At 36.8% G+C, this 17,605-nt stretch carries 15 protein-coding genes; 5 read left to right on the top strand and 10 right to left on the bottom strand.

Going from position 1 to position 17,605, the window contains the following annotated elements:
• Positions 1 to 948: 948 nt before the first annotated feature.
• Entirely contained in the window at positions 949 to 1,047 is a 99-nt protein-coding gene (locus AC1Q6O_RS22290) for a putative holin-like toxin (RefSeq protein WP_220273102.1), read from the bottom strand.
• A gap of 619 nt (positions 1,048 to 1,666) precedes the next feature.
• Between AC1Q6O_RS22290 and AC1Q6O_RS22295 the strand changes: the two genes are divergently transcribed.
• Positions 1,667 to 2,389, top strand: coding sequence for an MgtC/SapB family protein (locus tag AC1Q6O_RS22295; protein ID WP_008178169.1), 723 nt, complete (start codon positions 1,667 to 1,669; stop codon positions 2,387 to 2,389).
• Positions 2,390 to 2,402: 13 nt separating this feature from the next.
• Entirely contained in the window at positions 2,403 to 3,386 is a 984-nt protein-coding gene (locus tag AC1Q6O_RS22300) for a cation diffusion facilitator family transporter (RefSeq protein WP_239355476.1), read from the top strand.
• 99 nt (positions 3,387 to 3,485) lie between these two features.
• On the opposite strand, the gene AC1Q6O_RS22305 is transcribed toward AC1Q6O_RS22300, so the two are convergent.
• The 5 genes from AC1Q6O_RS22305 to pruA all read right to left on the bottom strand — a co-directional run bounded on the left by AC1Q6O_RS22305 (position 3,486) and on the right by pruA (position 10,267).
• On the bottom strand, positions 3,486 to 4,217 hold the full coding sequence (locus AC1Q6O_RS22305; RefSeq protein WP_008178166.1) for a hypothetical protein: 732 nt from the start codon (positions 4,215 to 4,217) through the stop codon (positions 3,486 to 3,488).
• A 355-nt stretch (positions 4,218 to 4,572) separates the two neighbouring features.
• The gene (locus AC1Q6O_RS22310; protein WP_239355475.1) at positions 4,573 to 5,736 is read right to left on the bottom strand and encodes an iron-containing alcohol dehydrogenase; all 1,164 of its coding nucleotides are present in this window, start codon (positions 5,734 to 5,736) and stop codon (positions 4,573 to 4,575) included.
• 218 nt (positions 5,737 to 5,954) lie between these two features.
• The gene (locus AC1Q6O_RS22315; protein ID WP_008178162.1) at positions 5,955 to 7,199 is read right to left on the bottom strand and encodes a Glu/Leu/Phe/Val family dehydrogenase; all 1,245 of its coding nucleotides are present in this window, start codon (positions 7,197 to 7,199) and stop codon (positions 5,955 to 5,957) included.
• 84 nt (positions 7,200 to 7,283) lie between these two features.
• A complete protein-coding gene (locus tag AC1Q6O_RS22320; RefSeq protein WP_008178160.1) occupies positions 7,284 to 8,477 on the bottom strand; it encodes an ornithine--oxo-acid transaminase in 1,194 nt (397 codons plus the stop codon).
• Between the two features lie 245 nt (positions 8,478 to 8,722).
• Positions 8,723 to 10,267 (bottom strand): L-glutamate gamma-semialdehyde dehydrogenase, encoded by a 1,545-nt coding sequence (pruA, locus tag AC1Q6O_RS22325; protein ID WP_492402237.1) that lies wholly within the window; start codon positions 10,265 to 10,267, stop codon positions 8,723 to 8,725.
• A gap of 145 nt (positions 10,268 to 10,412) precedes the next feature.
• Between pruA and AC1Q6O_RS22330 the strand changes: the two genes are divergently transcribed.
• The gene (locus AC1Q6O_RS22330) at positions 10,413 to 11,720 is read left to right on the top strand and encodes a sigma-54-dependent Fis family transcriptional regulator (protein ID WP_008178156.1); all 1,308 of its coding nucleotides are present in this window, start codon (positions 10,413 to 10,415) and stop codon (positions 11,718 to 11,720) included.
• A gap of 43 nt (positions 11,721 to 11,763) precedes the next feature.
• Here the strand turns inward: AC1Q6O_RS22330 and yugI are convergent, their stop codons facing one another.
• From yugI to AC1Q6O_RS22345, 3 genes are all read right to left on the bottom strand, one after another.
• Positions 11,764 to 12,141: a S1 domain-containing post-transcriptional regulator GSP13 gene (gene yugI / locus AC1Q6O_RS22335; protein WP_008178152.1), complete on the bottom strand. Its 378-nt coding sequence runs from the start codon at positions 12,139 to 12,141 to the stop codon at positions 11,764 to 11,766.
• Positions 12,142 to 12,225: 84 nt separating this feature from the next.
• Positions 12,226 to 13,863, bottom strand: coding sequence for a hypothetical protein (locus tag AC1Q6O_RS22340; RefSeq protein ID WP_239355474.1), 1,638 nt, complete (start codon positions 13,861 to 13,863; stop codon positions 12,226 to 12,228).
• Positions 13,856 to 14,404 (bottom strand): RNA polymerase sigma factor, encoded by a 549-nt coding sequence (locus AC1Q6O_RS22345; RefSeq protein ID WP_008178147.1) that lies wholly within the window; start codon positions 14,402 to 14,404, stop codon positions 13,856 to 13,858. The genes AC1Q6O_RS22340 and AC1Q6O_RS22345 overlap by 8 nt, the downstream gene beginning before the upstream one ends.
• 222 nt (positions 14,405 to 14,626) lie before the next feature.
• On the opposite strand from AC1Q6O_RS22345, the gene AC1Q6O_RS22350 reads away from it, so the two are divergent.
• A complete protein-coding gene (locus AC1Q6O_RS22350; protein WP_008178145.1) occupies positions 14,627 to 15,967 on the top strand; it encodes a sodium-dependent transporter in 1,341 nt (446 codons plus the stop codon).
• 83 nt (positions 15,968 to 16,050) lie between these two features.
• Here the strand turns inward: AC1Q6O_RS22350 and AC1Q6O_RS22355 are convergent, their stop codons facing one another.
• The gene (locus tag AC1Q6O_RS22355) at positions 16,051 to 16,311 is read right to left on the bottom strand and encodes a DUF1871 family protein (protein WP_008178143.1); all 261 of its coding nucleotides are present in this window, start codon (positions 16,309 to 16,311) and stop codon (positions 16,051 to 16,053) included.
• A gap of 72 nt (positions 16,312 to 16,383) precedes the next feature.
• On the opposite strand from AC1Q6O_RS22355, the gene AC1Q6O_RS22360 reads away from it, so the two are divergent.
• The gene (locus AC1Q6O_RS22360) at positions 16,384 to 17,559 is read left to right on the top strand and encodes a MalY/PatB family protein (RefSeq protein WP_096364939.1); all 1,176 of its coding nucleotides are present in this window, start codon (positions 16,384 to 16,386) and stop codon (positions 17,557 to 17,559) included.
• Positions 17,560 to 17,605 lie beyond the last annotated feature (46 nt).

The following is a 17,605-nucleotide window of genomic DNA, read 5'->3' on the forward strand; positions in this document are numbered from 1 at the left end:
GAAATTTGATTAGCTCAAATTGTTTTGCTGGCATCAATTTTGATGTCCAAAATTTTGTTTCGTTCACTAGCTAGGCTGGCTACTTAAAACTTTATTGATTACGTTTTGCTTGTTCAGTTTTCAAAGTTCATTATTATCTCAGTCGTTTTCAGCGACTTCATTATGATAACTCGTTTATAACAAGAAGTCAACAACTTTTTTGTTTTATTATTTTCAAAGTGTTTTATCTTGTTAAGGACAAGTAATAATATATAATATAGCATTTTAAAAATCAAGCATTTTTTGAAAAAAAGTTAAAAATCTTTTTTTATATCAATAACAAACAATAGAGCGCTCCCTTCTAAAACAATAAATAGCAGTACTAACATGTTCAGCCATAGTCAAAAAACAAGTAAACAAAGTATGGCCAAATAAATTAGATACTAACACTATTAAGAAAAACCAACCCCATCCCTTATAAGGTCCACTTGATCTTCTTTACATTACAGATCAAATAAATGATGGTACTATCAACATCATCAGCCATTCCAACGCTCATCGCATACGTATATTCCGTCCTATTATATAATAAGATGTAGCAAGTGAGTGCATCCCATTTTTCTCAACACTTATTCTGACGAAACTTCAAATGAACATGTTGATTGAACGAATCTTCTATCGTTATCTTCAATCTGCATTTTGGAATATCTATATATAGAAAGCATACGTCCAATGTAATCCTAAGTGCTTCTCGCATGCCTTGTATCCTATATAAATTTAGAGTTGTACTCTTTCCAATTAATTTGAGTAATTTAACAATGCATGTTATAATTTTTCATGAAGATGGATATAAAAAAAGGACCACTTGGTGTGTCACCACCAAATGGTCATGTAACAGACGAATCGCTTCAAAGGCGATTTGCATAATGAAGGAGTAAACCACTCACATGCTTGGAGGGCAGGGGCGGTTTACTTTTTTTTCTGAGAAAAAGTAAATGACAGAACAATTACCGAAACAATCAATCCACTAAAACTGATCATTAAGGACATTGCCTCGTAAGTTGTCATTAGCAACACCTCCTTCCCCTCCAGAAACCTGAAGAACGGGTGAAGAATGTATGCTTACCGCCCATGAAACCTCTATCTAGTTACTCCTTTATTATACCATTTTATGTGAATGAAATATAGTTTTTGGAAATTTAATTAGGATATAAATCTGGTCATAACCTCTCGTCAATTCTTGTTACAAGCTCGCCGTTTGCTTCATCTCCCCTTTACATTTTTAGTATGATCTAGGCCTGGAGCCGCAATTAGGTTCCCGAATCCGATCAGCATTCTTTATTGAAAATGCGAATAAAAACTTTCCTTATCATTAATCTTTTATTTCCCCCTATCAGTAGTCTCATTCCCTACTATCAATAACGCTTTGTCCATCCCCCTAAGAGAGCATACGGGAAAAAGCTATGATATTCGCTTACGTAGATGCTTGCTTTACATAAATAACCGACCTAGAACCAAAGTCATATCAATTACGAAATGGATGTATAAATGAATTTTTAGATCCCTATAAAATAAAACACATATATTTCCTTACTTCCATGTTGTACAATACAAAAAAGTAATACACATATAATAATGACTGGTTGCATATCTCTTAGCAATGCGAAACATCTATGGAGGGTCGTGTATGGGAACATTATTGGAAAATATGATTACATATGAAGTTGGCATAAAATTAGTTTTAGCAGCCACATTAAGTTTAGTCATCGGAATTGAAAGGGAATTAAAGAAGAAACCAGTTGGATTAAAGACAAGTTTAGTCATAGCAACATTCAGTTGTTTGCTAACCATTATTTCCATTGAAACAGCTTACTCCACCCCTTCTAGAGAAGATATAAATATTACAATGGATCCCCTTCGCTTAGCAGCCCAAATTGTCAGTGGGATTGGATTTCTAGGAGCAGGCGTAATTTTAAGACGTGGCAATGATAGCATCTCTGGTTTAACGACTGCGGCCATGATATGGGGAGCTGCCGGCATCGGAATCGCTGTAGGCGCTGGTTTTTATATGGATGCAACGTTAGCTGTCATTATCATCGTTTTCGGAATTGAAATTCTCTCTCCTTTCCTAATGAAAATTGGACCAAAACGTATTCGCATGAGAGAGATTTTACTAAAGGTTCAAATTGATGATGACAAACATACGGAATCCTTTCTATTATTCCTTAAGAACAACAATATCATCATCGAAAACATCCGTATTAAAGATGTACCTTTAAAAAATGATAATGTTTTACATGAGTTGGATTTACGTTTGTCCTTAATTGTATCTGATAATTTACTGTCGTTTTACCGTTCATTAAGAACATTATCATATATTGAAAAAATCGAAATGGAAATTTTAAACTAGTTGGAGGATTTTTATGGCAGAATTATTTAAACTACTAAAGGATGGTAACAAACCTTCCCTGATGGCGGCTTGTGTCAATGCCTTTTTAGGTATTATTAAAGGCATTGCCTTTTTCTTAACAGGTAATGTGGCTATGTTCGCAGAAATGATGCATTCACTTGGAGATGCAGCTAACCAATTGTTCGTGTATATAGGCTCCGCTCTATCGAAAAAAGCACCTACAAAGAAATTCCCTAGCGGCTTCGGTCGTATTGTCAATTTAGTATGCTTATTTGCAGTTATTATCGTAGCAATTCTTTCTTATGAAACAATCAAAGAAGGATGGCATCATTTTATCCACCCTACTGGTGAATCAAGTGGGGTACTCATCGCACTTGGAGTTTTATTTATAGGTATTGTTTTAGAGGGTACAGTACTTGCTAAAGCAGCAGTAGAAGTATTACATGAAGCTGGGCAAGAAAAAGCAGGTATAACATCCATCCCAAAAGCTTTCAATTTTTTAAACCGCGCCAAGCCTGCGACTAAATTAGTGTTTATGGAAGATTTAGTCGCTACAAGCGGAAATATTTTAGCCTTCATTGCTATTGTTATCGCTCATTTTACAGGGTGGACTAGAATAGAAGGTCTTGTTTCCATGATTATTGGGGCAATGATGTTTTATGTTGTTGGTAAAGTATTCTTAGACAATGCTCGGGGTGTAATCGGTGAGACAGATGAAGAAATGTTAAATCATATCGCCCATCTTGTGATGGATGATCCAAATATTAAAGATATTGTACGCCTTGAAGTCATTAAAGAAGGGGAGTTTTTACATGTTGAATTAGTGGCAGAAGCTGACCCTAAACTATCCTTAGCTTTTTTAGATGATGTTCGAGATCATTTGACAGAAGTTATTTTAAGTCAGAAAGGTGTATCGAAGGTCGCCATTTTATTTGATGAAGATGACGGAAAAGCTAGCTGGATACATCTTGGCGACAGACCTAATCATGAATTGTAGAAGCTAAAAAGCCAATTGCCTTGTTTTGATCTCACCCCAAAAAGTTAGACATCAATCTAACTTTTACAGGGCAGTTCATTTCAGGCAGTTGGCTTTTTGTTAAACTGATATTAATTGATCCCGATCAAAATTTGTTTCCCTTAGATTGTCAGGGATGGACTCGTAGCTTACAAAGACTTGATTGGTTATCATAAATGTTAGGAATTGATTACTAACAACGGTCTTCTTAGTACCATTTTGTTGAATGACTATTTCTGAAAACATTAAAGTAGCTTGTCGATTGGCTAAAGCATATTCTTGGGCATTTAGAATATCCCTACCGTCCACATGACAGCCTAAAACAAAATGACCAGCAAAAGAATCTTTTAATACGTTAGGATGCATGGATCGGTAATGCACTTCAGAAATTGAATCTTCACGTTTCATGAATTGATGGGCTACCAAATAATGCTTTAAAGCACCTTTTAAATCAATTGCGATAACTGTATCTGCTAATATTGTTCGAAAATAAACCGGAACAATTTCAGCATCTCCTAAATATGGTTTTACCTCTACCACAATTTCCCCAGAAGGACGGACAAATAAATGTCCACTTGCCTTATTTACACCATTCGAAAAAGTAATGTTCGTTTGCCCAAAATGTAAACTTTTAAAGAAAATACTTTGATCAGCCATGTAACCCGTAACAATGTTATCATTTTCAATTTGTATCGATTTTGTTTCAATCCCCAAAACTTCTACACAATTTTGCATTTTATAAACATGCCGCTGAAATGGTATCTCTTTACAACTTAATGTAACCACACGATCCTTAAGCAATTGCTTCAACATTCGATCCCTCTCCCCTTTGTTTAAGTCATTATTTTAATAAAGGTGGCTAAACAGTTTCTGAACAACCCTACATTAATGGAGCTATTGCGACAAATACCATCATTCTCTAGCAATCACAAAGTCTAATATGTATTAAAATATCCAATTTAAGTTAAATATTTTGATTAAAATCATGACTTTTTTCACTTCTCTTAATAAAATTAACTATTACACCCCTTTGAATATCTAACTATTTCATTATATTGTAGGTCTTAAGAAACTTCTACGACAAAATTCAACAAGATTCGTTAATTTTTCTTAACCTTCAATAAAAAAGTGTGAGGCTAACTACATAGCCTCACACGCAATCATTATTTTAAAGGGAATTTTGTAAGATAGTACGTACATCTTTTTCTTGTAACTGATGGAAGTTTCCAAATGGACCATTTTGCATTGCATGCTCTACAATCTGCTGGAATTTCGAATCATCAATATTATAATCGGCTAAACGATTTGGTGCCCCTAATGATGACCAAAATGCTGATAAGCGATTGATCCCTTCATAAGCAACCTCTTCTACCGTTTTGTCTGTTGCATCCACCCCGAATACTCGTGTTGCTATACCCGCAAAGCGCTCAGGATTCACTGGTACACTTAAACGCATCCAATGAGGCTGAAGAATAGCTAAACCACCTGCATGCGGAATATCATATACTGCCGATACAGCATGCTCAATATTATGAGATGCCCAATCCCCACGAGATCCGATTGATAAGAATCCATTTAATCCAATTGTTCCTGCTAATAGAATTGTTTCACGTAACTGTGTATTCTCTAGATCCTCTAATAATTGAGGTGCTGTCGTAATAACCGTACGTAATACACCTTCACACATTTCATCAGTGATTGGTGTATTCGTTGTATTATGGAAATACTGTTCGAATACATGTGACATCATATCAACGATTCCATAAACCGTATGATTTTTAGGTACAGACACCGTATACGCAGGATTTAAGATTGAGAATTTCGGGAATGCCGCAGGGCTACCCCAGCCTAATTTTTCTTCTGTAGCGGCATTAGTAATAACTGACCCAGAGTTCATTTCAGAGCCTGTAGCGGCCAAGGTTAAGACAGTTCCTAATGGTAAAGCTTGTTCTACAAATACCTTGCGTTTAACGATATCCCAAGCATCCCCATCATATTTTGCACCAGCAACAATTAATTTGGAGCAATCAATAACAGAACCGCCACCAACTGCAAGAACTAAGTCAATTCCCTCTGTTTTACAAATTTCAATACCACGTCTAGCTGTTTCCACACGTGGATTTGGTTCTACACCACTTAATTCAAAAATTGTTTTATCTGCTTGCTGTAATTTGTCAATAACAGCGTCGTAGACACCATTCGTCTTGATGCTACCGCCACCATATACAACCAATACTTTTTTTCCATACTGCTCTAATTCCTTCGGTAACTTTTCCAGTGCATCTTCACCAAAATGAAGTTTCACTGGGTTAAAAAATGTAAATGAATCCATTTAATTCGCCCCTTTCTAGTTGGATTTTCTCATATTTCTGTTCAAGAAAGCAAAGATAAACGTTCGGCATACCTGTTTAATTAGATTCCGTTTGGACAATTTATTAAAGGGTTTTACAAGGGGAATGCATTCTAACATTTCTTCAAATTTGTAAAGAGACGCAAAAAAACGAGTCCTCCCATTAAATATAGGAGAAACTCGTTGTAAATTGAATATTCTTAAACCCATCCGCGGAAGCGTGAAGCTTCTGCAGTGCGGCGAACACCAACCATATAAGCTGCTAAGCGCATGTTAATGTTACGTGTTGTAGCTGTTGTATAAACATTATCAAATGCTTCAACCATTTTTTTGTATAGACGTTCTTCAACTTCTTCTTCTGTCCAATAATAACCTTGGTTATTTTGTACCCATTCAAAGTAAGAAACTGTAACTCCACCAGCAGATGCTAATACGTCTGGTACAAGTAAAATGCCACGTTCTGTCAAAATTTTAGTTGCTTCAGCAGTTGTTGGACCATTTGCTGCTTCTACTACGATATTAGCTTTAATATTGTGTGCATTGTCAGCAGTAATTTGGTTCTCAATTGCAGCAGGTACTAAAATATCACAATCAAGTTCTAATAATTCTTTATTTGAAATCGTGTTTTCAAATAAAGTTGTTACAGTACCAAAGCTATCACGACGATCTAATAAATAGTCGATATCTAAACCTTCTGGATCATGAAGTGCACCATAAGCATCCGAAATACCGATTACCTTTGCACCTAAATCATGCATAAATTTCGCAAGGAAGCTACCTGCGTTACCAAATCCTTGAATAACAATGCGCGCACCTTTAATATCAATACCGCGTTTTTTCGCTGCTTCTTCGATTACAATTGTAACACCTTGTGCAGTCGCACGGTCGCGACCTTGTGAACCACCAAGAACTAGTGGCTTACCTGTGATAAAGCCTGGAGAGTTGAATTCATCCATACGGCTATATTCATCCATCATCCATGCCATAATTTGTGCATTTGTAAATACGTCTGGCGCAGGAATATCTTTTGTTGGCCCTACGATTTGACTTACAGCACGTACATAACCACGGCTTAAGCGCTCGATTTCGCCCATAGACATTTGACGAGGATCACAGATGACACCGCCTTTACCACCACCATATGGTAGATCGACAATACCACATTTCAATGTCATCCACATTGAAAGCGCTTTAACTTCCTCCTCAGACACTTGTGGGTGGAAACGAACCCCACCTTTAGTTGGTCCTACAGCATCGTTATGTTGTGCACGGTAACCAGTAAATACTTTTGTTGTACCATCATCCATTTTCACCGGGATACGTACTTGTAGCATGCGAAGCGGTTCCTTTAGTAATTCATACATTGCTTCATCATAGCCAAGTTTGTTTAGAGCATCTTGAATGACATCTTGTGTTGATGTGAAAAGATTTAAGTTTTCAGACATTATTAAATCGCCTCTTTGTTTTATTTAATGATAGTATATCGGCATCATTGTAACATACTTCCGAATTAAAATGTGAACATTTTGTTAAAGATTAAATACTTTTTCAATTTGTTCGATTGACCAATCTAAATCCTCTTGTGAAATAACAAGTGGTGGAGCAAAACGAATAACTGTATCATGTGTTTCTTTACATAATAAACCTAATTCTTTTAGTTTTTCACAGTATGGACGAGCTGCCTCTGTTAATTCCATACCAATAAATAAACCACGACCACGTACCTCTTTAATAACTGGGTTATTAATTTCTCTTAACTTACCTTTGAAGTATTCACCAAGTTCATGTGAACGTTCAGCTAATTTTTCATCTAATAATACTTTAATAGATGCAATTGAAACTGCACAAGCTAAAGGATTTCCACCGAAAGTTGATCCGTGTGAGCCTGGGTTGAATACACCTAGAATATTACGGTTCGCAGCTACACAAGAAATTGGGAATACACCGCCACCTAATGCTTTACCTAAGATGTACATATCTGGTTCTACTTCTTCCCAATCACAAGCAAACATTTTACCAGTACGTGCTAAACCTGCTTGGATTTCGTCAGCAATGAATAATACGTTGTTTTCACGGCAAAGTTCGCGAGCTGCTTTTAGGAAGCCCTCTGTTGGGATAACAATACCAGCTTCACCTTGAATTGGTTCAATTAAGAATGCTGCTGTGTTTGGTGTAATAGCTGCTTTTAATGCTTCAAGATTACCGTAGTCTACTAATTTAACGTTTGGTAACATTGGACCGAAACCACGACGGTATTCCTCATCAGAAGAAAGAGATACAGCAAGCATTGTACGACCATGGAAGTTACCATTACATGCAATCACTTCTGCCTTGCCTTCTTCTACGCCTTTTACATCATATGCCCAACGACGAGCTGCTTTAAATGCAGTCTCTACTGCTTCAGCACCAGTATTCATTGGTAATACCATTTCTTTATTTGTTAACTTTCCTACTAGCTCATACCATTCACCAAGGTTTTCACTGTAAAATGCACGTGAAGTCAATGTTACTTTATCAGCTTGCTCTTTTAAAGCAGCGATAATTTTTGGGTGACGATGTCCTTGGTTTACAGCTGAATAAGCTGATAACATATCTAAATATTTGTTACCTTCTGGATCTTTAACCCAAGCACCCTCAGCCTCTGAAATTACGATTGGCAGTGGATGATAGTTTGCTGCACCATAATTTTGTGTTTGTTCAATAACTTGTTGAGTTTTTGTCATATTCTATTCTCTCCTTACTAAATGATGATAAAAAATCTATGCAAGAAAGGACTATGTATTTCTGTAAGTAGAATAATTAAGAATTTAGCAACAATTCAAACGATCAATTTGCAAACTCTCCCCAAGTAACTACATAATTGGCTACGATATTAGCCAACGGTCGTATTACTTGGAGAAGTTCCACAAATTCTGTCACAATGCTTCATTTACTACTTAATTAAAATAGCCCTAACGTCAATGTAAAATTAAAGCATTTCTGAAGTTGTTTTTGCTTGCATGTGAAGTTGTAGGTAGTCTGGGCCACCAGCTTTTGAGTCTGTACCTGACATGTTGAAACCACCAAATGGTTGGTAGCCAACAATCGCACCTGTACAACCACGGTTGAAGTAAAGGTTTCCAACATGGAATTCTTCACGTGCTTTTTCTAAGTTTACGCGGTTTGTCGTAATGACAGCACCTGTTAAACCGTATTCTGTATCGTTAGCAATTTCAATTGCTTGATCGAAATCTTTTGCTTTTGCGATCGCTACTACTGGTCCGAAGATTTCTTCTTTCATAATACGTGCAGAAGGCTCTACGTCAGCGAATACGGTTGGTTGTACGAAGTAACCTACTGAATCGTCAGCTGTACCACCAGCTACTAAACGACCTTCGCCTTTACCGATTTCGATGTATTCCGTAATTTTATTGAATGCAGCTTGGTCAATAACCGTTGCCATGAAGTTGCTGAAATCTGTTGGATCTCCAACTGTTAAAGCGTTTGTTAACTCTTCTACACGGTTCACCAATTGGTCATACACATCTTCTACGATGACAGCACGAGAACATGCTGAGCATTTTTGACCAGAGAAACCAAAGGCTGATTTCACGATCGATTGTGCAGCTAATTCAAGATCTGCTTCTTTATCGACAACGATTGTATCTTTACCGCCCATTTCAGCGATTACGCGTTTGATCCAAATTTGACCATCATTTAGGACAGATGCACGTTGGTTAATACGTAAGCCAACATCACGTGAACCTGTGAAGCTGATGAAACGAGTTTTTGGGTGATCCACTAAATAGTCGCCCACTTCAGCACCAGAACCTGGTACAAAGTTAACAGCTCCTGCTGGAAGACCTGCTTCTTCTAATACTTCGATAAATTTATACGCCACTACTGGTGTTGTAGAAGCTGGTTTTAGTAATACTGTGTTACCTGTTACTAATGCAGCTACTGTTGTACCAGCCATGATCGCAAATGGGAAGTTCCAAGGTGAGATGACAATACCAATTCCTAGTGGAATATAGTCATAACGGTTGTATTCACCTGGACGGCTTTCTACTGGTTGACCGTTTTTAATACGTAGCATTTGGCGACCATAGTATTCTAAGAAGTCGATTGCTTCTGCTGTATCTGCATCAGCCTCTGCCCATGGTTTCCCTGCTTCTTTTGTTAATAATGCTGAGAATTCGTGTTTACGACGACGAATAATAGCGGCTGCTTTGAAAAGAACATCAGCACGAATAGCTGGATCAACTTTTTTCCAAGTTTTGAATGTTTCATCTGCTGCTTGCATAGCTTTTTCAGCTAAATCTTTGCTCGCTTTTGACACACGGCCAATAACTTCTGTTTTCTTTGCAGGATTGTACGAAACGATTTTATCTTCAGTTGTAATACGCTCGCCACCGATAATAAGTGGGTAGTCTTGCCCTAAGTAACCTTCAACTTTATTTAAAGCCTCTACATAAGCATTGTAGTTTGCCTCTTGTGAAAAATCTGTGAATGGTTCGTGTTTGTATGGAATCATACTTAATCCTCCCTTGTGAGATATATTTGGGTATGCAAAAAACATTGACGCAAAATATCTTTGCGTATAAAATATTCTTACACTTATTATAATGCAAAATTTCGTTGCATATTTCAAGTAAAAAATTTTTGAGGTGCACATTTTTATGAAAAATTCTGAACCTTTACTACCTTTTTATGAGTTTATTGCAACAAATGTATCCGTTGGTATTCATGCAGTAGACCTATCCGGCAAGACGATTATTTATAATACAAAAATGAAAGAAATTGAAGGATTCCATTTTGATGAGCTAGCGGATCGTTCGATTATTGAAATGTTTTCCTTCCGTCAGCACGAAAGTACCTTAATGCGTGTATTACAAACTGGAAAGAAAGAAATTAATGTCAAACAATCCTATTGGAATAAAAATGGGCATGAAATTACAACCATTAATGATACTTTTCCACTTATTGTAGATGGAAAACTGATTGGGGCAATAGAATTTGCGCGTGATATTACATCATTAGAAAAGCTTGTTTATCAACCCCTTCGTCGATATGATGAGCCTTTGACGTTCGACATGATAAAAGCTGAATCTGAAGCAATGAAGCAGGTCATCGAAAATGCTAAAAAAGCAGCGGCTGTAAAATTACCAGTATTATTAATTGGGGAATCTGGCACAGGCAAGGATTTAGTGGCTGAAGGTATTCACCACGCTGCTTCACCAGATCCTGAAGCCTTTATGACTCTTGTTAGTCGTCGTTCCGCTCAATCAGTGCTTGATAAATTAAATCAGCTTTTAGAAGAAGATAAAGACTATACCTTTTTCTTTGAGCGCATTGATTTTTTAAGCTTAGATATTCAAGAGCAATTATTAGATATACTCCAGTCCCTACCGCAGTCCAAGTACATGTTAATTGGCAGTGTAGGTAGCGACCCGATTACATTAATTGCTGAAAAAAAGCTGTCCAAATCACTTTATTATTTCTTTGCAACGATGGCTATTACTATTCCCCATTTAACTGATCGAAAAGAAGATATTCTCCCATTTGTGGATGATTATTTTAGCCGACATCGAGAACGATTTGCTTCACAGGTTACAGAGCTAGCACCAGATGTACAGGAATTATTCTTACAATATGATTGGCCTGGCAATTTAAAGGAACTCGAGTTACTATTGGATGAAATTGTTTCATTTATGACAATAGAGTCTACGGTAACCTCCGATTTATTGCCGCTGCATTTCCGCTTCAAGGTACAGCAGCAAGATACCAACAATCGTGAACCTGAATTCTTTATGTTCCATCAAAATCATGATGTCATGCCATTAGATGCTTATTTGCGCGAAGCCGAATCATATTATGTGCAAAATGTCTTAAATTTATATGAGGGCAATATTACAAAAGCCGCGAATGCACTTGGGATGAGTAGACAAAACCTTCAATACCGAATCCGAAAAATAAAAAAGCAATAACATAAAAACGAGGATACCTTCACGTTGAAAGTATCCTCGTTTTTTATTGTCCAGATTGTTCAATCCAGTCCTGTAATTTATCTTTTAAGGAATTAAAACCATTCGCATCCGATTCATCTACACGGTCCTGCAATGATTTGCGTGGTGGTGCTTCTTTTTTTCTAACTGTTGCAGGGCGTTCCTGTAGCGCTCTCATCGATAAACTAATTTTTTCGGCCTCTTCATCGATTTCAAGTATCTTGACCTCTACTTCTTGCCCAACAGCTAAAAATTCACTAACATCCTTCACAAAGCCGTATGTTATTTCCGAAATATGCACAAGGCCTTGCGTATTGTCATCTAATGCAACAAATGCACCGTATGGTTGAATACCTGTAACTTTTCCGGTCAACACGTCTCCTAATTCATATTTTTTTACCATAACCTTTGCCCACTTTCTTTTGGTTTGCTACGTATATATCGGTTAAATTATAACATACGTGTAAAATCGGGGCAAAAAATCTCCTTACTCAGAAATGGCTGTAATGATGCAACGTTTTTCACCTTTTCCTATAGTCTCTGTACCTAATTGGAAGGTTAAGCGTTGGCCAACCATATGAACTGATTCTGATTTCACGTCTACTTTTATCGTTGTTTGGGATGTATCAGTTGCATAAAGAACTGTAAAATGTTCCATACCATCATATTGAACCACTTTTTTCACATCTACATCTTGAGAAACTAACTGTTTAATGGTTTCTTGATCGCCTTTTCCTTGTGCATATAAGAATAAGCTAACGACGTTCATTGGATTTAATGAATCTAGGATGGTATCATCTTTGCTTGATATATAAGCATTGTATAAACCTTCAGTTTGGATAATCCAACGGTAATCAATTTGTAAGCTCGTCGAACCATCTGTTGATTCAATATAGACTTCATTACTTAAATATGAAAGCTCCATTCCAATATCATGTCTTGTAAGATTATCAATTGTTTTGGATGTTCCTTTTTCTTTAAATTCTTCATGGATAAATTGTGCAGTTAATCGCATCGATTCTCCATACTTTCCATTTGCAGCGGCATTTAAAAACTCAATATGTTCGGGCGAATATCTACTCATGTCATCCATACCTTTTAGAAGTAAAAGCCACGTATTTTCGAACTCTTTCTTTAAATCCCGTAATAGGAAATCAAGTCCTCCTATTGATAGGTCCGATACTAATGTTCTTTCATATAATTTTAAAATTCGAGCAGTTTCTTCTGTAGAAAACCGTAAATTTTCACCTTCCAATAATGAGCCAGTAGCCCAATATTTAAACAGACCTAATATGTCAGAGTGAAGACGATCAGTATATGCTGGTGCATTTTTCTGAAAAATGGGATCTGCTCTAAAGCTAAAGTTATTCCCATCATTAGACAACTCAAAATACTGTTTTTTAGCCGTAGCGATTAATTGTTTTAGTTCTTTGGGATAATTTCCCTCTTTTTGTGATAGTACACTACTATAAGGAGAAAGTTGATTAGTATAATATTGCAAAACATCTTTCGTTGAATAAAAATAATTGCTAAAAAAATATCGAGATTCTTCATATGACATAGAGCTTTCAAATGAGTTGATTTGCTCTATTAACTCCCGAGGTGTTTGCAAATTATCTAGTATTTCTTGCTCCAACTCCGCTAAATATTTTGGATTATCCATCATTCTATTAACAACTAATTTTTTATTTCTAGCTTTATCATTGTATTTATTATCAGCGATTCCAATAAACGATAGTTTCCTAAAGTCTTGTTCGGGTATATGGAGCTCCTGGCGTGTTTTTTCGCGTTTTTCCTGATACCTTTTTTGTAAGCTTGAGAACCATTCTTCATAGCTACTCTCTATCTTTTCTTCATTTGAATGCACGGGTGTTGACGGATGGAACATATATGACGACATTAAAATTCCAACTAATAACACACTGGCGATGCTCGCAATCCAAACAGCAGGCTTTTGCCATTTTGTTGAAGGCTTTGGAGCCGTTTTATTGATTTCTTGAAATTCCCTTTTGGCATCCTCATTTTCAATTTGCTGAAGAACATGCTGTGGTTCTAGCTTTGATTCCATTCGCTCATAGGATTTTTTCAGTAGTGCCATACGTTGATTAAATTGTTTATCATCCATTTTCAACACTCCCCTCTTGCATTAATGCTGCCTTCAACTTTTCTTTCGCACGTAATAACCGTACCTTAACCGTTGATAATGAAATATTTAAAACCTCTGCGATTTCTTCATATTTTAGCTCGTGGAAATAATACAGTACGATAGGGTACCGATATTTTTCATCTAAGGCTTGAATAGCATTGTGTAAGAGTTTATCTTCTTCAAATAATAGAACATCGTCTTCAGCAGAGAGGAAAATGGTTTGCCTTTGCGCATTAAGCTTGTCCTCTTTTGCCAGCTCTCTCTGTTCCTTACGATAATAATCACGTGTAGCATTCAATGTAATTTTATAAAGCCACGTCGTAAATCGATCCTGTTTAAATTGATGTAAAAAGCGATACAGTTTAACAAATACCTCCTGTGAAACATCTGCTAAATCATTGCTATGTACGCCACACTGAAAGGCAAACTTTTCAACTGTTTGTTGATGAATTCGAATAAGATCGATATAGGCTTCTTTGTCCCCTTGCTGTGCCCTAACTATTAATTCAGCCTCCTCCAAGGCAATCCCCTCCTTTTGTTTATGGAACGACAGAACCTCCCTAATTGTTACATATTAAGGATGTTATTTACTCTTAAAGGAGGAACCTTACTAAAACGCCATCACACGCTATATAAATTGGCTCTTAATGGAGAAATCGCCCCCATCAATATTCTGATATTTGCTTGTGTTATGAAAATATTGGGGTAAAATAAAACTTTAGTACAAGGAGGCTTTATTTTTGTGTCATCGAGAGATCAATTTACAACTAAAATTGGGTTTATTTTAGCTGCTGCCGGAAGTGCTATAGGGCTAGGAGCCATTTGGAAATTCCCTTATATGGCTGGTACTAATGGTGGTAGTGTCTTCATCTTATTATTCATTTTATGTACATTCTTTATCGGCTTACCAGTACTCATTGCAGAGTTTATGATTGGTCGTCGTGGACAAAAGGATGCTGTCACATCCTTTAAAGAACAAGCACCTGGAAAGCCTTGGTATTTAATTGGTTGGGGTGGTATGGTCATTGCAGGCCTTATCTTATCTTTCTATAGTGTTGTAGGTGGGTGGATTTTAAGCTATTTGGGCCGTGCCTTTACGTTTAAGCTAACGAATGCAGGTTCTAACATCAACTACGCAGATTTATTTGACCATATAATATCGAGTCCATTTGAAGCAGTGCTTGTGCAAGGGCTATTTATGTTATTGACAGTAGTCATTGTATCAGCCGGCATTAAAGGTGGCATTGAGAAAGCCAGCACATGGATGATGCCGCTCTTATTTATTTTCTTCATTATATTAGTCATACGCTCTTTAACATTGGATGGTGCAATGGAAGGCGTTAAATTTATGTTTGTGCCTGATTGGTCTTACTTGAATGCTGAAACATTTTTAATGGCATTAGGACAAGCATTTTTCTCATTAAGTGTTGGTATTGCTGTGATGATTACCTATGCTTCATATCTATCAAAAACCGAGAAAATTGGTAACTCAGCAATCAATGTAGCGTCCATGAACATAATCATCTCTTTACTTGCTGGTCTTGTTATTTTCCCAGCAGTATTCGCACTTGGCTATACACCTGATCAAGGACCCGGCCTCGTATTTATTATTTTGCCAGCTGTTTTCGAGCAACTGCCTCTCGGTGGTCTATTCTTAACCATCTTCTTTATATTATTACTATTTGCCACAGTTACATCTTCCATTTCCATGTTAGAAATTGTCGTGGCAATTGCAATTGGAGATAAACCAGAAAAAAGAAAAAAAATTGCCTGGATTGGTGGCATCATTATCTTTATTGTTGGTATTCCTAGTGCGCTGTCATTTGGTATACTATCAGATGTGAAGATGTTAGACCGTTCTATTTTTGATTTTGTTGATTTTATGACCAACAATATTGGAATGCCTATTGGCGCTCTGCTAATATCAATTTTTGCAGGTTATTATTATACAAAAGATATTTCTCGTAAAGAGCTAGCCGCATCTAATTGGATGTTTACAATTTGGTACATGTTAATTCGCTATGTGTCCCCAATTGCTATATTAATTATTTTCATTCAAGGTATTTTACCAATATTTAAATAAGGATATAGAGCCTCTATCATGTCAATGCAAAAAGAGGTTGTCGTAGGACAACCCCTTTTTTTATAGGAAATATGCAAAATATTTTAAATAATACATTTTGCTTCAAATTTAATAGCAATCAGTTTGTAAGAGATGGCTACACAATCCTCAAAAGGAATCCATTGCTCAAACGAATGCTCATATGTTTCTTGAATTACTTTTGCAAGCGTAGATGGATCATCGATTCCTTGCAATGCCGCTACAACATCTGCTGTTTCCGTATCATAATGGTCTGGACCTAAGTGGAATGGATCCCACTCCTCTAGCAGATGGACAGCTGCTTGATTCATTTTTACATTTTCCAAAATACTCACCTATTATCCTTTGATCATAATCGTATGATACCATAGTAAATAAAAAAGAAAAGAGTGATTTGCTTGTCTATTTTTGATCAAACTATCAAACGTCGTTGTACAAACTCCGTAAAATGGGACGCAATGAAAATGGTTTATGGACTAAACGATGCGTCCGATATCTTGCCAATGTGGGTAGCTGATATGGATTTTGCTGCTCCAACAGCCGTTTCAAAAGCATTGCAGAAACATGCTGAACGCACTATTTTTGGTTATAGCTTTATTAGTGAGGAAGCAATACAGTCAATCGTGGACTGGCAAAATACTCGTCATGATTGGCAAATTGACAAGGATTCCATCGTATTCTGTAATGGTGTTGTGGCTGCCTTAGCAAATAGCATTGTTGCCTTTACTAATCCGGGAGATAAAGTCCTTATTTCCACACCTGTTTATCCACCATTTTTTAACATACCAAAAAGCAATGGGCGCGAAGTGGTAAGCTGCCAACTAGTTGAAAAAAATGATGGTACATTTATCGTTGATTTTGAAGCTTTTGAACAGGCACTAGCTCAAAATGTCAAAGCCTACATATTATGCAATCCTCACAATCCTGGCGGTTATGTATGGGACGAAGCTACTTTAAAGGAAATTGTACGACTCTGTGCTCAATACGATGTCGTTATTATTTCAGATGAAATTCATGCTGATTTAATGATAAATGGTGAAAAACATATTCCTATTGCCAAAGTAGCAGGCGATGAAATCAATCGTATTGTAACGTGTATGGCTCCTACTAAAACATTTAATTTAGCAGGTATTCAGGTTTCCTATATGATTGTGCCAGATAAGAACAAACGTCTACAGCTTGAAGCCGTGAATATGGCAAGTGGACAAGGTTCATTAAATACTTTTGCCTCTGTAGCATTGCAGGCTGCGTATACGGAAGGTTCCCCTTGGCTAGATGAATTGCTGCCGTATGTTTCAGCAAATATGGATTATGTCAAAGAAGAGTTAGAGCAGATTCCAGGCATTCGCATCATTAAACCACAATCCACTTATTTAATATGGATTGATTATAGAGAGCTTAAGCTTGAAGAAAAAGATATTATGAACCGACTATTAGAAATTGGTAAACTGGCATTAGAGCCAGGGACAAAATACGGTGAAGAGGGTCAAGGCTTCTTACGTATGAATGTAGCTTGTTCATTTGAAACAGTACGAGACGGCGTAGAGCGCTTTAAAAAAGCGTTTGAACAATAAAAGCAAGAGAAGGAATCCCGATTATTTAGGATTCCTTCTTTTTAGA

It is taken from the genome of Lysinibacillus sp. GW823-FHT06C08 (genome assembly GCF_058795135.1).

Coding starts and splice junctions, on each gene's coding strand:
- AC1Q6O_RS22305 (WP_008178166.1), bottom strand. CDS start 4,217: ATGTTGAAGCAATTGCTTAAGGATCGTGTGGTTACATTAAGTTGTAAA.
- AC1Q6O_RS22295 (WP_008178169.1), top strand. CDS start 1,667: ATGGGAACATTATTGGAAAATATGATTACATATGAAGTTGGCATAAAA.
- yugI (WP_008178152.1), bottom strand. CDS start 12,141: ATGGTAAAAAAATATGAATTAGGAGACGTGTTGACCGGAAAAGTTACA.
- AC1Q6O_RS22320 (WP_008178160.1), bottom strand. CDS start 8,477: ATGACAAAAACTCAACAAGTTATTGAACAAACACAAAATTATGGTGCA.
- AC1Q6O_RS22300 (WP_239355476.1), top strand. CDS start 2,403: ATGGCAGAATTATTTAAACTACTAAAGGATGGTAACAAACCTTCCCTG.
- AC1Q6O_RS22315 (WP_008178162.1), bottom strand. CDS start 7,199: ATGTCTGAAAACTTAAATCTTTTCACATCAACACAAGATGTCATTCAA.
- AC1Q6O_RS22290 (WP_220273102.1), bottom strand. CDS start 1,047: ATGACAACTTACGAGGCAATGTCCTTAATGATCAGTTTTAGTGGATTG.
- AC1Q6O_RS22330 (WP_008178156.1), top strand. CDS start 10,413: ATGAAAAATTCTGAACCTTTACTACCTTTTTATGAGTTTATTGCAACA.
- AC1Q6O_RS22310 (WP_239355475.1), bottom strand. CDS start 5,736: ATGGATTCATTTACATTTTTTAACCCAGTGAAACTTCATTTTGGTGAA.
- pruA (WP_492402237.1), bottom strand. CDS start 10,267: ATGATTCCATACAAACACGAACCATTCACAGATTTTTCACAAGAGGCA.
- AC1Q6O_RS22340 (WP_239355474.1), bottom strand. CDS start 13,863: ATGGATGATAAACAATTTAATCAACGTATGGCACTACTGAAAAAATCC.